Origin of the sequence: Methylobacterium oryzae, from assembly GCF_021398735.1 — a bacterium.
Lineage (GTDB): Bacteria > Pseudomonadota > Alphaproteobacteria > Rhizobiales > Beijerinckiaceae > Methylobacterium.
Window position 1 is genome coordinate 5,124,240 of the sequence record NZ_CP090349.1, and the last position, 14,312, is coordinate 5,138,551.

14 protein-coding genes are annotated in these 14,312 nt (G+C 71.7%); 8 read left to right on the forward strand and 6 right to left on the reverse strand.

Going from position 1 to position 14,312, the window contains the following annotated elements; translation table 11 throughout:
* Window positions 1-9: 9 nt before the first annotated feature.
* From LXM90_RS24510 to LXM90_RS24520, 3 genes are all read left to right on the forward strand, one after another.
* Window positions 10-936 carry a LysR substrate-binding domain-containing protein gene (locus tag LXM90_RS24510; protein ID WP_020093123.1) on the forward strand — a complete coding sequence of 309 codons (927 nt, stop codon included), beginning with the start codon at window positions 10-12 and terminating at the stop codon, window positions 934-936.
* 129 nt (window positions 937-1,065) lie between these two features.
* Window positions 1,066-2,310 carry an MFS transporter gene (locus LXM90_RS24515; protein ID WP_043712583.1) on the forward strand — a complete coding sequence of 415 codons (1,245 nt, stop codon included), beginning with the start codon at window positions 1,066-1,068 and terminating at the stop codon, window positions 2,308-2,310.
* Window positions 2,307-3,260 carry an alpha/beta fold hydrolase gene (locus LXM90_RS24520; RefSeq protein WP_020093121.1) on the forward strand — a complete coding sequence of 318 codons (954 nt, stop codon included), beginning with the start codon at window positions 2,307-2,309 and terminating at the stop codon, window positions 3,258-3,260. The genes LXM90_RS24515 and LXM90_RS24520 overlap by 4 nt, the downstream gene beginning before the upstream one ends.
* A 44-nt stretch (window positions 3,261-3,304) precedes the next feature.
* Here the strand turns inward: LXM90_RS24520 and LXM90_RS24525 are convergent, their stop codons facing one another.
* Window positions 3,305-3,730 (reverse strand): MucR family transcriptional regulator, encoded by a 426-nt coding sequence (locus LXM90_RS24525; protein WP_026604922.1) that lies wholly within the window; start codon window positions 3,728-3,730, stop codon window positions 3,305-3,307.
* A gap of 473 nt (window positions 3,731-4,203) precedes the next feature.
* Here LXM90_RS24525 and LXM90_RS24530 point away from each other — a divergent pair, with 473 nt between their 5' ends.
* Window positions 4,204-4,905, forward strand: a complete 702-nt coding sequence (locus LXM90_RS24530; RefSeq protein ID WP_020093119.1) for a GntR family transcriptional regulator — start codon at window positions 4,204-4,206, stop codon at window positions 4,903-4,905.
* 10 nt (window positions 4,906-4,915) lie between these two features.
* Here LXM90_RS24530 and LXM90_RS24535 read toward each other — a convergent pair whose 3' ends face one another.
* Window positions 4,916-5,332 carry a nuclear transport factor 2 family protein gene (locus tag LXM90_RS24535; protein WP_020093118.1) on the reverse strand — a complete coding sequence of 139 codons (417 nt, stop codon included), beginning with the start codon at window positions 5,330-5,332 and terminating at the stop codon, window positions 4,916-4,918.
* Between the two features lie 196 nt (window positions 5,333-5,528).
* Between LXM90_RS24535 and LXM90_RS24540 the strand changes: the two genes are divergently transcribed.
* The 4 genes from LXM90_RS24540 to LXM90_RS24555 are packed head-to-tail and all read left to right on the forward strand — an operon-like array spanning window position 5,529 to window position 10,963.
* The gene (locus LXM90_RS24540; protein WP_234081177.1) at window positions 5,529-6,710 is read left to right on the forward strand and encodes an ABC transporter substrate-binding protein; all 1,182 of its coding nucleotides are present in this window, start codon (window positions 5,529-5,531) and stop codon (window positions 6,708-6,710) included.
* 8 nt (window positions 6,711-6,718) lie between these two features.
* A complete protein-coding gene (locus tag LXM90_RS24545) occupies window positions 6,719-7,588 on the forward strand; it encodes a branched-chain amino acid ABC transporter permease (protein ID WP_020093116.1) in 870 nt (289 codons plus the stop codon).
* A 4-nt stretch (window positions 7,589-7,592) separates the two neighbouring features.
* Complete coding sequence (locus tag LXM90_RS24550) at window positions 7,593-10,061, forward strand: branched-chain amino acid ABC transporter ATP-binding protein/permease (RefSeq protein ID WP_026604921.1); 2,469 nt, start codon at window positions 7,593-7,595, stop codon at window positions 10,059-10,061.
* 11 nt (window positions 10,062-10,072) lie between these two features.
* A complete protein-coding gene (locus LXM90_RS24555; RefSeq protein WP_020093114.1) occupies window positions 10,073-10,963 on the forward strand; it encodes a polysaccharide deacetylase family protein in 891 nt (296 codons plus the stop codon).
* A gap of 22 nt (window positions 10,964-10,985) precedes the next feature.
* Here LXM90_RS24555 and LXM90_RS24560 read toward each other — a convergent pair whose 3' ends face one another.
* From LXM90_RS24560 to LXM90_RS24575, 4 genes are read right to left on the reverse strand one after another with little or no spacing between them, the layout of a single operon-like run.
* Window positions 10,986-11,765 carry an amino acid ABC transporter ATP-binding protein gene (locus LXM90_RS24560; RefSeq protein WP_042674771.1) on the reverse strand — a complete coding sequence of 260 codons (780 nt, stop codon included), beginning with the start codon at window positions 11,763-11,765 and terminating at the stop codon, window positions 10,986-10,988.
* Window positions 11,766-11,769: 4 nt separating this feature from the next.
* On the reverse strand, window positions 11,770-12,621 hold the full coding sequence (locus tag LXM90_RS24565; RefSeq protein WP_020093112.1) for an amino acid ABC transporter permease: 852 nt from the start codon (window positions 12,619-12,621) through the stop codon (window positions 11,770-11,772).
* Entirely contained in the window at window positions 12,618-13,367 is a 750-nt protein-coding gene (locus tag LXM90_RS24570) for an amino acid ABC transporter permease (protein WP_020093111.1), read from the reverse strand. The genes LXM90_RS24565 and LXM90_RS24570 overlap by 4 nt, the downstream gene beginning before the upstream one ends.
* A gap of 37 nt (window positions 13,368-13,404) precedes the next feature.
* Window positions 13,405-14,247 (reverse strand): transporter substrate-binding domain-containing protein, encoded by an 843-nt coding sequence (locus tag LXM90_RS24575; RefSeq protein WP_020093110.1) that lies wholly within the window; start codon window positions 14,245-14,247, stop codon window positions 13,405-13,407.
* Window positions 14,248-14,312: the final 65 nt, after the last annotated feature.

The following is a 14,312-nucleotide window of genomic DNA, read 5'->3' on the forward strand; positions in this document are numbered from 1 at the left end:
GACGATCCCATGCGGCCCCGCACGCCTCCCCTCTCCACGCTCAGGCTCTTCGAAGCGGCCGGCCGCCATCTCAGCTTCGCCCGCGCGGCGTCCGAACTGAACCTGACGCCGAGCGCCGTGAGCCACGGGATCGTCGGCCTCGAGAAGGCGCTGGGCGTCAAGCTGTTCGTCCGGGAGCCGGGCCGGCTGGCGCTGACGCGCGAGGGGGCCGAGTACCTGACCTACGTGTCCGAGGCGCTGTCCCTCATCCTGATCGGCACGCGCCGCCTGCCCACGCCGCGGTCCGGCAGGACCCTGGCCATCAGCTGCGCACCGACCCTGGCGACGCGGTGGCTGCTGCCCCGGCTCCCGGCCTTTCGCAGCCGCCACCCGCAGATCGCGATCCGGATCGACACCTCCCACCGGCAGGTCGGCTTCCCGATCGACGGCTTCGACTTCGCCCTCCGTCTCGGCCGGGTTCCGACTCCGCGCCACCGCAGCGTCCGCCTGTTCGAGGATTGGCTGCTCCCCGTCTGCAGCCCGGCCCAGCGCGGGGCCGTCACCGGTCCGGACGGCGCCCTCGACCTCCGGCGCGCGACGACGATCCACGTCACCTCCGCGACCGAGGACTGGCAGGCCTGGAGCGACGCGTCGGGGGCGGTGGAGCTGGCCTCGGCCGACACCCTGCACGTCGACACGTTCGCGATGGCGCTCCAGGCCGCGGCCGCGGGCCTCGGCATCGCCCTCGGCCGGGGGGCGCTCATGGACCGGGAGCTGCGCGAGGGTACGCTCGTCGGGGTCGGCCCCGCCGTCCCGGCGGCGACCTCCCACTGGCTCGTGAGCGCCGAGGGCGACGACGACCGGCCGGAGCCCGACCTGTTCCGGACCTGGCTGCTGGCAGAGGCGCGCCGGTTCGCGGCCGAGCAGAAGCGGCGCTTCCCGACCGGCGCCGCCTGAGGGCCCGACGGGACCGGGACGGCGCGCCCCGCCCGTGAGCGGCGTTCACTGCCCGTGGAAATCTTCTCGTTTGTCGCGCCGGCCACCGGCTGCGACCGTCTCCGAAGGCGACAGCCAACGGAGGCCGCGATGGCAACGATCGGGCGCGCGCGCGCAGGGCGACGGGGCGGGTTGCCGGTGGTGCCGGTGGCGGTCGCGGCCGGCCTGGTTCTGAGCGGCGCGATGGGCATCCGGCAGACCTTCGGGCTGTTCCTCGGGCCCTTCTCCCTCGAGACCGGCATCCCGGTGGCGACGACCGCCCTCGCCATCGCCCTGCACAACCTCGTCTGGGGCTTCGCGCAGCCCTTCGCGGGCGCGGCGGCGGACCGCTACGGGGCCGCGCCGGTCGTCGCCCTCGGCGCACTGGTCTACGCGGGCGGCCTCGTCCTGACGGCGCTCGCGCCGGCGGCGCCGACGCTGCTGCTCGGCCTGGGGCTGCTGGTCGGGATCGGGATCAGCTGTACCAGCTTCGGCGTCGTCCTGACCGCGGTCGGTCGCGCCTCCGCACCGGAGCGTCGCAGCGCGGCTCTGGGCCTCGCGAGCGCCGGCGGCTCGCTCGGCCAGGTGCTGCTCGTCCCGTTCGCGCAGTCCGTGACCGCGGTCGCGGGCGTGAGCGCGGGGCTCCTCGCGCTCGCGGCGATCATCGTCGCGCTCGCGCCGCTCGGTGTCGCGCTCGACCGCGCGCCCCGCGCCGGCGTGCCGGACGGCTCTTCGGCGGCCGGCAGCCTGTCCGAGGCGCTCCTGCGGGCGTGGCGGCACCCGGGCTACCGGCTGCTGACGCTCGGCTTCTTCACCTGCGGCTTCCAGCTCGCCTTCATCGCGACCCACCTTCCGGGGTACCTCGCCCTCTGCCACATGCCGGCGGGCCTGGGCGCGACCGCGCTGGCGCTGATCGGCCTTTTCAACATGGCCGGGAGCTGGGGGTGCGGCTGGCTCGGCGGCCGGTACCGGCCGCAGCACGTCCTGGTCTGGCTCTACCTCATCCGCGCCGCCGCGATCGGCACCTTCCTCGTCGCGCCGAAATCCGAGGCTGTCGTCCTGGCGTTCGCGGCCGTGATGGGCCTGACCTGGCTGGGCACGGTCCCGCTGACGAGCGGCCTGGTGGCGCGGGTCTTCGGGATCCGTCACCTCGGGACGCTGTTCGGGATCGTCTTCCTCAGCCACCAGATCGGCTCGTTCCTCGGGGCGTGGCTGGGGGGCGTGGTTCTGGAGGTCTCCGGATCCTACGATGGGGTCTGGCTCGCCACGGCCCTCGCGGGCCTGATCGCCGCGCTCCTCCACCTCCCGATCGACGATCGTCCGGTCCCGGCGGCCACCGCCGAGGGGGTCCGATGACGCCCGTCCGCCACGCGCCCGCCGCGACCGCCGGTGTCGACGCGCGACCCGTGGCGATCGCCTGCCGCGACGGCTACCGGCTCCGCGGTCACCTCTGGCGCCCGGGCGCGAGCGGGTCGCCGGGCCGGGGCACGATCGTCGTCAACCCGGCGACCGGCGTCCGCGCGCGCTACTACTACGCCTACGCGCGGTTCCTGGCCGAGCGGGGCTTCGTCGTGCTCACCTACGATTACCGCGGCATCGGCGAATCGCGGCCCGCGCGCCTGAGGGGATCCGGCATCCGCTGGCGGGACTGGGGCGAGCTCGACTTCGACGCCGCCGTCCGATGGATTCGGCAGCGCGAGGCGGGGCCGCTCACGGTCGTCGGCCACAGCATCGGCGGCTTCCTCCCCGGCTTCGCCGAGGCCGCGGGCGCGGTGGACCGCATCCTCACCGTCGGCGCGCAATTCGCCTATCGCCGCGATTATCGCGCCCGCGAGAGGCTCAGCATGATCGCGAAGTGGCACCTGCTGATGCCGTGCGTCACCGCCGTCGTCGGCTACTTTCCCGGCCGTCGGCTCGGATGGCTCGAGGATCTGCCGGCCGGCGTGGCCTACGAGTGGGCATTCCGCGGGCGGCGCATGGAGGCGAGCTACCCGGCCGCCGAGCGCCCCGCCCTCCTCGCCCGCTTCGCCGCCGTCCGCGCCCCGATCCTGGCGGTCGGTACGCCGGACGACCCGTTCGGCACGCCGGCGGCGATCCGCCGGGCCCTCGGCTACTACGTGTCGAGCCCGCGCATCCAGGTACAGCTGACCCCGTCCGCGATCGGCGCGGAGGCGCCCGGCCATTTCGGCCTGTTCCACGCGCGCAGGAGCGGCGGATTCTGGGCCGACACGCTGCGCTGGCTGAGCGACGGGCAGAATCCCTGGCCGGACTCCGTGATCGATCCGGGTCGCCCGATCCCCGCCTGACCGCGTGTATCGCGGCGAACCGCTCCGGACGCGATTGAGAGGGCCTATCCCGCCCTGTGTCGCAGCTGCAGCGATCGCGCGATCTCCGAGCGCTTGGCGGCGTAACCCGGAGCCACCATCGGATAGTCGCGCGGCAGCCCGTACTTGGCGCGATACTCTTCCGGTGTCAGCCCGTAAGCCGTCAGGTGACGCTTGAGCGTCTTGTAGGACCTGCCGTCGATGAAGCTGATCAGGCCCTCGGCCTGGATGGACGCGCGGATCTCCCGCGCGGTGGCGGCCTCGGGCGTCGCGACCGCGCGCGCCGGTCCCGCGCTGATCTGGCTAAGCATTTCGTACGTACTGGCTAAAATCTCACAGAGTTGGACAGGGGATACCGGATTCCGGATCACGTAGGCGCAGACGATCTTGATTGAATTTCTCAAGGACGAGTCAGAAAATTCTCCCGCACTGGCACCAACCTCAGGTAGCATACCTGCCATTCTCCCTCTAAACGCACCTCACGAGAGTTGTATATCAATTTTCGCATGTCAATCCTTCATCTTGATTGAGCTTCAAAAAAGAACATCGTGACCACTATTCTACTTATAGAAACAGTGGCTACAAAATTTCTCAACCAGAAAGTGGCTCCATCCTCCCCGCTGATCTGGGTACCGAACAGGTTGCTGGACTGGATCTGCGAGACGTCCGTGGCGGCGACTTTGTCGGAAGCGATCGCGCCGGTCCCGCACGGGACGCCCACGGACGCGGATGGAAGCGCGATCGGCGGAGTTCGCGCACGGCGGACGGTCGCCGACGACGCTGGCGCGACCGTTGCACCTCGGGTCCCAGGTCTGCGAAGAGCCCAGCCGGCACGGGACCGGATGCGGGGCGCCGGATCGCGTCGAGAGAGGATCATGACGGATCAATCCGCACGGACACGGGCGACAGAGTCCGGACGCCGTCCATGAAGGCGGGAGACGAGGGCGATCGCGTCGGGGCGATCTGCCAGGCCCTGAGGCGGGCCATCGTGGAACGGGCGCTCGCCCCCGGCGACCGGCTGCCGGAGGACGCCCTCGGCGAGCGGTTCGGGGTGAGCCGCACCATCGCCCGGCAGGCCCTGCTGCGGCTGGCCGGGGAAGGCTTGGTCGATCTGCGCCGCAACCGCATCGCCGTCGTGGCGACGCCGAGCTGGGAGGAGGCGCGCGACACCTTCGACGTGCGCCTCGGCCTGGAGCGGCTCGTGGTCCGCCGCCTCGCCGGGCGGCTCAGCGCGGAGCAGCGTCAGGTCCTGCTGGACCAGATCGCGCGCGAGGAGGCCGCACGGGGCGGCCCCGAGGCGCTGTCGATCCGGCTCGCCACGGAGTTCCACCTGATGCTCGCCGAGATGACCGGCAGCGCCGTGCTGATCCGGTACGTCGCGGAACTCGGCTATCGCTGCGCCCTGATTCTGTCCCTCTACAGCCGCCCGCATTCCTCGGACTGCGCCGTGAGCGAGCACCGGGACATCGTCGCCGCCCTGGTCTCGGGCGATGCCGAGCGCGCCGCCGCGCTCATGGACCACCACCTCGACGCGGTCGCCGACCGGGCGCGGATCGTGCCCCCGGCCCCGCGCGAGCGCGATCTGGCACGCCTGCTGGCGCCCTACGTCGCGGGCGGCGGGGCCTGAGCCCGCCGCGTCAGGCCGTGAGGCCGTGCTTGGTCAGCAGGCGCTCGGCGCTGTCGTTCCAGACCTCCATGCCGACGATCAGCCCGTCGCGCACGGTGAAGCGGTCGACGTAGCGGTTGCCCTCGAAGGGCGTGCCGTCCGGCCACGCGCCGTACAGGGTCCCGAGGCTGTAGACCGTGGTGACGCCGTCGCCCGGCACCACGTCCAGCCGCTCCATCCGCTTCTTCACCCAGGCGTAGCGGCCGGCATTGAAGGCCGTGACCTCGGACGGATGGTTGAACACCCGGGCGCCGGTGAACACGATCCGGGTGCCCGGGGCCATGTAGCGTGCGGCCGTCTCGGGATCGGGCACCATCGAGGCCTCGAGATAGGCGGTGACGTTGGCGGCATCGCGGGCGGTCGCCGCATCGTGGGTCATGTCGGTCATGCAGGCCTCCTGTCGGCCCAACGTGCCGCAAAAGGCCGGCCCGTGCATGCAGGAAGTGTATGCACTTTGACGCCAGATTGAGCACAGATTGCCTCCGAGGATACAGGCACCGGTCTGTGCAGCGGCCGAAGCGGCCAATTCCTGGTGGCATGGAGGTTGCGCAAAGCAGGCTGCGCCCCGCCCTCGGAGACATGCCATGGCCTCCTTCCTGCCCCCGACCCTGCGCCGCTTCGCGGTGACGACGAGCGCGCTGCTCGGCCTCGCCGTCTCGACCGCGCAGGCGGCCGACACCGTCAAGATCGGCCTCGTGACCGCCCTGAGCGGCCAGTCCGCGAAATCCGGCGAGGCGATCTCCCGCGGGATCGGGCTCGCCATCGACGAGATCAACGCCAGGGGCGGCGTCCTCGGACGCCCCCTCGAGCTCGTGGCCCGCGACGACGAGGCCAACCCGTCCAAGGGCGTGCTGGCGACCCGCGAGTTGATCCAGCGGGTCGGCGTCGTCGCGGTGGTCGGCGGCCTCGACACGCCGGTCTCGATGGCGATCGTGCCGATCGCCAACCAGATGAAGGTGCCGTTCATCGGCCCCTGGGCGGCCGGCACCGGCATCACCCGCAACGGCGCCGCCGACAACTACGCCTTCCGGGTCTCCGCGGTCGACGCCCTCGTCGACGAGGCGCTGGTCGCCTACGCGGTGAAGACCTACGGGGCGAAGAAGCCCGGCATGATCCTCGTCAACAACGCCTGGGGCGAGTCGAACCAGAAGGGCCTCAAGGACGCCCTGCAGGCGGCCAACCTCCCGGCGGCGGGCATCGAGAAGTACGAGGCCAACGACGTCGACATGGTGCCCCAGCTGTCCCGGCTGAAGGAGGCCGGGGCCGACGCGCTGTTCCTCGTCGGCAATGTCGGGCCCTCGGCCCAGGTGGTGAAGTCGCTGGACCGGATGGGCTGGTCGGTGCCGGTCGTCTCGCACTGGGGCCCGGCGGGCGGCCGCTTCGACGAGCTCGCCGGCCCGAGCGCCGGCAAGGTCCATTTCATCCAGACCTTCACCTTCGCGGGCAACGCGTCGCCGAAGGCGAGCGCGGTGCTCGACGCGCTCAAGGCCAAGTACCCGGCGATCAAGTCGATGGCCGATGTCACCCCCGCCGTCGGCATCGCCAACGCCTACGACGCGACGCACCTGCTGGCCCTCGCCATCCAGGCCGCCGGCTCCACCGAGGGCCCGAAGGTCCGCGACGGCTTCTACAAGATCGGCACCTATCCGGGCCTGATCAAAACCTACTCCACGCCCTTCACGCCCGGCCAGCACGACGCGCTCGGGCCGAACGACTACGTGTTCACCCGCTTCAAGGACGGTGAGATCGTCGCGGTGACCAACTGAGCCCGGCGATGCTGACCTCCATCCTCGTCAGCGGCCTCGGCCTCGGCAGCATGTACGGGCTCGTGGCCCTGGGCTTCCACGTGACCTACGCGGTGTCGGGGACCGTGAACTTCGCGCAGGGGAGCGTCGTCACCCTGGGCGCGGTCCTGGCCTACGCGCTCGGCGTCACCCTCGGCTGGCCGATGCCGGCCGCGATCGTCCTGGCGCTCGCCGGCTGCGCCCTGTTCGGCCTCGTGGTCGAGCGGGCGCTGGTCCGCCCGTTCGTTGCGCGCGGCTCGGACGCGTGGCTCCTGGCGACGGTGGCGGGCGGCATCGTGCTCGACAACACCGTGCTGTTCACCTTCGGCAAGGAGCCGCGCAGCCTGCCCTCGCCGCTGGCCACGAAGCCGGTGGAGATTCTCGGGACCGGCATCTACCCGCTGCAGCTCGTGATCCCGGTGGTCGGGATCGCCCTTGCCTTCGCGATCCGCACGGTGTTCCGGAAGACCGATCTCGGCCGCGTCCTGCTCGCCGTGGCGCAGAACGCCGACGCCGCCCGGCTGATGGGGATCGACGTGCGCCGCACCGTGGCCTGCGCCTTCGCGCTCTCGGCAGTGCTCGCCGGCATCGCGGGCCTGCTGATCGCGCCGCTCTTCTCGGTCTCGGCCGAGCTCGGCACGCTGTTCGGCATCAAGGCCTTCGCGGTCGCGATCCTCGGCGGCATCGGTTCCGCCACCGGGGTGATCCTGGCGGGGCTGCTCTACGGCCTCGTCGAGGCCGGCGTCACCGCGACCCTGGGCTCGACCTACACGCAGCTCGTGGTGTTCTCGGTGATCATCCTGGCCCTCACCCTGCGCCCCGACGGCCTGCTCGGCCGCGCCGCGGTCAACAAGGTCTGACGCGATGCCGTACCTGCGCTCAGGCCCGGCGATGCGGCTCGGCATCGCCGGCCTCACCGCCGCCGCGCTCGGCCTCGTGGCGCTGACCGCCGGCTACAGCCACTTCGTGATCGCCCTCATGGCGCTGACCACGGTCGCGGGCGTCGGCCTCAACGTGCTCCTCGGCCTGACGGGGCTGATCTCTTTCGGCCAGGCCGGCTTCTACGCGATCGGCGCCTACGCGAGCGCGATCCTGACGCTCCACGGCGTCAGCTTCTGGCTGGCGCTCCCGGCGGCGGCCCTGATCGCGGCGCTCGTCGGCGGCCTCGTGGCGGTGCCGGCGATGCGGGTGAAGGGCCCCTACCTCGCCATGCTGACGATCGCCTTCGGCTTCATCGTCGAGCACGGCCTGATCGAGGGCGGCGAGCTGACCGGCGGCCAGAACGGCCTCGTTGTGACCGACGCGCCGAGCCTCCTCGGCGAGCCGCTCTCGCCGGCCGGCCTCGCGGTGCTGGCGGTGCTCGCCGCCGGGGCGAGCCTCGCCGTGTTCGACATCCTCGCCCGCAGCCGCCTCGGCCGGGCGATGCGCGCCGTGCGCGACGCCGACGTCGCCGCGGCGGCTCTGGGCTTCGACCCGGTCCGGGTGAAGACCCTGGCCTTCGCGATCTCCGCCGCCCTGACCGGCCTCGCGGGGGCTGTCCTGCCGCCGCTGATGCTGTTCATCGCGCCGAGCTCGTTCCCGTTCTCGCAGTCGATCCTGTTCGTCCTCTCGGTGATCGTCGGCGGCGCCGGCACGGTGCTCGGCCCGCTCCTCGGGGCCCTCGTCACCGTGCTGCTGCCGGAGGCGCTGTCCGGCCTCGCCGAGTACCGCCTGCTGTTCTTCGGCGTCGCGACCCTCGCGGTGCTGTGGCTGGTGCCCTCGGGGCTGGTCGGCAGCCTCGCCCGCCTGCTGCCCCGGGGCCGGGACGCGCCGGCCGCCGCCGAGGGCGAGGAGGTGCCGCTGCCCGGCACGGCGGCGCGCGAGGCCCTCGTCCTCGAGGGCCTCGGCATCCGCTTCGGCGGCATCACGGCGGCGGACGGCGTCGACCTCACGGCGCGGCCGGCGGCCGTCACCAGCGTGATCGGCCCGAACGGGGCCGGCAAGACCACCGTGCTCAACATGGTTTCGGGCTTCTACCGCCCGAGCGCCGGGGCGATCCGGCTGGGCGGGCGCGACCTCGCCGGGCGGCCGGCCCACGTCGTCGCCCGCGCCGGCATCGCGCGCACCTATCAGACCACGCGCCTGTTCGGCTCGCTGCCGGTGGCCGACAACGTCGCCCTCGGCCTCGCGCCGGGCCGGCTGTGGCGCCGCGCGCGGGCGCGGGACCGCGCGACGGCCGCCGCGCTCCTCGCCTTCGTCGGCTACCGGGGCGCCCTCGACCGCCCGGCCGCCGAGCTGCCCCACGTCGACCGGCGGCTCGTGGAGATCGCTCGAGCGCTCGCCGGCAGCCCCGCGGTGCTACTCCTCGACGAGCCCGCCGCCGGCCTGTCGCGGGCCGACACCGACCGGCTGGCCCGGCTGATCCGCCGGATCGCCGACAGCGGCGTCGCGGTGGTGCTGGTCGAGCACGACATGCCGCTGGTGATGGGCATCTCCGACCACATCCTCGTCATGGATGCCGGCCGCCCGATCGCGCGCGGCACGCCCGCTGAGATCCGGCGCGACCCGGCGGTGCTGCGCGCGTATCTCGGCGGCGCCGACACCCCGGCCCGGCCGCGGAGCGCGCCGTGGCAGGGACCGGCGGACGCCGTCCTCTCGGTCCTCGACCTGACCGCCGGCTACGGCGCCGCGCCCGTCCTCGACGGCGTCCATCTCGACGTGCGGCCCGGCGAGACCGTCGCGCTCCTGGGCGCGAATGGGGCCGGCAAGTCCACGGCGATGCGGGCGCTGGCGGGGCTGCTGCGCCCGGTCGCGGGATCGGTCGTGTTCGACGACCGGCGCGTCGACGCGCTGCCCGCCCACCGGATCGCCCGCGGCGGCCTCGTCCTGGTGCCAGAGGGGCGGCAGGTCTTCCCGGAGCTCACCGTCGTCGAGAACATCCGCCTCGGCGCCTTCGGGCGCGGGTCGCCGATCGACCCGGCCGAGGTCGAGCGCCTGCTCGACCGGTTCCCGCGGCTGCGCGACCGGGCGGCGAGCCGGGCGGGCCTGCTCTCCGGCGGCGAGCAGCAGATGCTGGCCATCGCCCGCGGGTTGATGGCGCACCCGCGCATCCTGCTCCTCGACGAGCCGTCGCTGGGCCTCGCCCCGGCGATGATCAACGCCCTCTACGCGACCGTGGCCGAGCTGCGCGACGAGGGCGTCACCATCCTGATCGTGGACCAGATGGCGGCGCTGGCCCTCACGGTCGCCGACCGCGGCTACGTGCTGGAGCAGGGCCGGGTCGTCGCGCGCGGAACCGCCGCGGAGCTGTCGGCGGACAAGGGGCTGGAAGCGGCCTATCTCGGTGCGGCGTAACGGGGGCTCTGATGGACACGAATGCCGGACACGGTCGCTACGGCTACAGCGCCCTCCCCGACCGCCCGGTCTACGACTGGCCGGAGGGCAAGCGGCTGGCCGTCTATGTCGGGCTGAACCTCGAGACCTTCGCGTTCGGCGAGGGCCTGGGCGCCGAGCTGGCGCCCGGCGGCCCGCAGCCGGACGTGCTCAACTACGCGTGGCGCGACTGGGGCAACCGGGTCGGCGCGTGGCGGATCGCCGAGATGCTGGACGCTCTGGCGATGCCGGCGAGCGTGCTCGTCAACAGCAACCTCTACCGGGACTGCCCCGGGCTGATCGAGGCGTTCCGGGCGCGGGGCGACGAGATCGTCGGCCACGGACGCACCAACGCCGAGCGGCAGGGTACCCTCGACGAGGACGCGGAGCGGGCCCTGATCGCCGAGACGACCCGCGAGATCGCCGCGCGGGAGGGCCGCCCCCCCGCCGGGTGGCTCGGGCCGTGGATCTCGCAGTCGCGGGTGACGCCCGATCTCCTCGCCGAGGCCGGGTACCGCTACCTGCTCGACTGGGACCACGACGACCAGCCGACCTGGTTCAAGACCCGCGGCGGCGGCCGCATCCTGACGGTGCCCTACCCGCAGGAACTCAACGACATCCCCGCGATCGTCGCCCGCAAGGAGACGGGCCGCCAGTTCGCCGAAGCCATCGTCGACGCCTTCGAAGAAATGCTGGAGCAGTCTCGGGGCGCGCCGCTGGTGATGGGCATCGCGCTCCATCCCTACATCGTCGGGCGCCCGCACCGGCTGCGGCCCCTGCGGCAGGCGCTCCGGCACATCGCAGACCGCCGCGACGCCATTTGGCTCACCACCGCCGGGGCGATCGCCGACCACATCGTGGCGCGGGAGGCCGCGCCGCGCTGACGCGGCCCTGACCCCGGCGGGCTCAGAGCACCTGCGACAGGAACCGGCGCGTGCGCTCGTCCTGGGCGGAGGCGAAGAAGGTCGCGGGCGGGCCGTGCTCGACGATGACGCCGCGGTCGGTGAAGTAGATGTGGTCGGCGACGTCGCGGGCGAAGTTCATCTCGTGCGTTACGAGCATGCAGGTCATGCCCTCCTCGGCGAGTTCCCGGATCGTCACCAGCACCTCCTTGACCGTCTCCGGATCGAGGGCGGCGGTGACCTCGTCGAACAGCATCACGTCCGGCCGCATCGCCAGCGAGCGGGCGATGGCCACGCGCTGCTGCTGGCCGCCCGACAATTCGCCCGGATAGGCGTTCTCCTTGCCGGCGAGCCGGACCTTGGCGAGGAGCGCCCGCGCCCGGGCCTCGACCTCGCGCTTCTCCTGCCCGAGGACGTGGATGGGGGCCATCATCACGTTCTGAAGCGCGGTCTTATGCGGGAACAGGTTGTACTGCTGGAACACCATGCCGACCTTGCGGCGCAGCGCCAGCTTGTCGAGCCGCGGATCGGTCACCTCGATCCCCTCGACTTGGATCGAGCCCGCGCTCACCGGCACCAGGGCGTTGACGCAGCGGATCAGCGTCGACTTGCCCGAGCCCGAGGGGCCGATGATGCACACCACCTCGCCCTTGCGGACGTCGAAGCTGATTCCCTTCAGCACCTCGAACGTCCCGAAGGATTTGTGCACGTCGACGACGCGGACGATCGGCTGATCGGGGGTCCAGCTCGGGGACGGGGTGGCGGCCAGGGTCGCGCGCGTCATGGTCTCAGCGGGTCTCGAAGCGGCGTTCCAGGGCGGCGGTGAACCGGTCGATCGGGTAGCAGTAGAGGAAGAAGCAGAGCAGCGCGAAGCCGTAGAGCGGCGCGAACAGCTCGGGGCGGCCGCCCTCGGCGGCGTGCACCTGCGCGGTCAGCGTCAGCATCTCGGTGACGCCGACGATGGAGGCCTGCACGGTGGCCATCGCGATGAGCGAGTAGACGTTCATCCAGGGCGGCAGCATGCGCTTCGCGCACTGGGGCAGGATGATGCGCCACATCGTCTGGCGCCGGGTGAAGGCCAGGGATTCGGCGGCCTCCCACTGGGTGTTGGGCACCGAGCGCACCGCACCGCGGACGATCTCGGCGACGTTGGCCATGACCGGCAGGCTGAAGCCGAAGGTCGCCTTGACCCAGTCGGGCAGCGGCACGCGGACGCCGAACACAGTGACCTGGAACGGGACCAGGAACATCACGAAGAACAGCAGGACCAGCCAGGGCACGTTGCGGAAGACCTGCGTGGCGCACCACGCGAGACGGGGCAGGACCCGGCCCTCCGCCAGCATGGCCAGACCGAGCCCGATGCCCGCCACCGTGCCGATCGCCATCGCCATCAGCGAGATCGCGACGTTGAAGGCGAAGCCCGTGAGCAGGAGGGGCGCCCACTTGATCACCACCTCCAGCGGCGACAGCGCGGCGGCCCCGCCCTGCGCCCAGGCCGGGACGGCGACGAGGGCGAGCGCGGTGAGCAGCCAGAGATGGGCCGGGCGCAGGCGCGCCGCCGCGCGGTCCCTCGGGAGCGCGAAGGGCAGCAGCACCGGCAGGTCGCCCGGTCGCCCGCCCCGCGGATCGGCAGCTTTCATCGGCCGTATCCCGGGATCCGCAGGGCGCGTTCCCAGCGGTGCATGATCCAGACGAGCACGCCGACGAGGACCGCGTAGGTCGCGAGCAGCACCAGCATCATCTCCAGCACGTTCTGCGATTCGGACCAGATCTGCTTGACCGCGTACAGCGTCTCCGGGACCGCGATGGCGTAGGCCAGCGTGGTGGTCTTGAGGAGGTTGATCAGGTTGTTGTTGAGCGCCGGCAGGCAGACGCGCAGGGCCAGCGGCAGGACGACGTACCGGTAGGCCTTGAAGCGGGTGTAGCCCAGGGCCTCCGCGGCCTCGACCGTGGTCCGCGGCACCGCCTCGATGCCGGAGCGGAAGATCTCCACGTTGAACGCGCCCGCGAACAGCGACAGCGAGATGATCGCCCACTGGACGTTGTTGAGGATCGGCGCGCGCAGCCCGTCCGCCGAGCGGATGTCCGGCAGCAGCGTCCCGAGGCCGAAATAGAAGAAGAAGATCTGCACGAGCGGCGGCGTGTTCCGGAAGACCACCACGAAGCCGTTGACCAGCGCCCGCAGGACGCGCGACGGCCCGCTCTGCAGGAGCGCGCCGACGGCGCCGATGACGAGGCTCGCCAGGATCGTGCTGATCCCGAGGAGCAGCGTCATCCGCAGGCCGGCCACGTACCGGCCCCAGTCGTAGGGATCGTAGAAGACCGTGAAGTTGAAGCCCGTGGTCTCGTAGAGCTGCTGGAACCACGCCTGGATCGTGGCGATCATCGCGGGCTAACGCTCGGTGTTGTCGCGCAGAACCGCATCAGTTGGTCGCGTTCTTGTACTTCTCGTGCATCGCCTTCGAGTAAGCGGTCGGCTCGATGCCCCACTTCTTCTCCTCGTTGACGATGAAGCCGGTCTTCATCCAGTCCTTGGTGGCGTCCTCGACCGCGGCCTGGAGCGTGGTGTTGCCCTGCGCCACCGCCATCATCCACGGGGCGTCGAGGATGCCCTTGAGCGGCAGCGCGTAGTTGGCCTTCCAGTCGTCGTCGAGCAGCTTACCCTGCAGCATGCTCTGGTCGTAGACGTAGCCGATGCAGTTGCCCTGCTTGAGCGCGAAGAGCGGCTTCTCGGACCCGTCGAAGGCGACGATCTCCGCCCCGTAGGTCCGCGCGACGTCCTTGTTGTACCAAGCGCCCGAGGTGGCGCAGAGCGGCTTGCCCTTGAGCTGCGCCCAGTCGGTGATGCCGGACGACTTGGGCAGCAGGACGTTCACGAAGTCGGAATAGTAGTTCGGGTCGATCGCCTGCACCACGCGGCGGCGCTCCGGCTTGTCCGACAGGGTGGCGATCAGCAGATCGACCTTGCCCTGCTGCAGGAACTCGATCCGGTTGGCCGAGACGACCGGCACGAGCTCGAGCTTCACGCCGAGCCGCTTGGCGAGGTCGGCGGCGAGGTCGGGCTCCAGGCCGATGATGGTCCCGCTCGGGTCGCGGAAGCCGAACGGCTTGTAATCCGCCTTCACGCCGACGATCAGCGTTCCGCGCTTCTTGATCGCGTCGACGCCGTCGGCGGCCGTGGCCCGGCCGGGCAGCGCGACGGTCGAGAACGCCGCGAGCGCGGCCAGCGCACCGGTGGTCAGAAGGGTGCGGACGGTGAGACGCATCGGATCTTTCCTGCTCGGGTCGACGGATCTTGGCATGGTTTCAAGCAATCCACGAGCCATTGGCC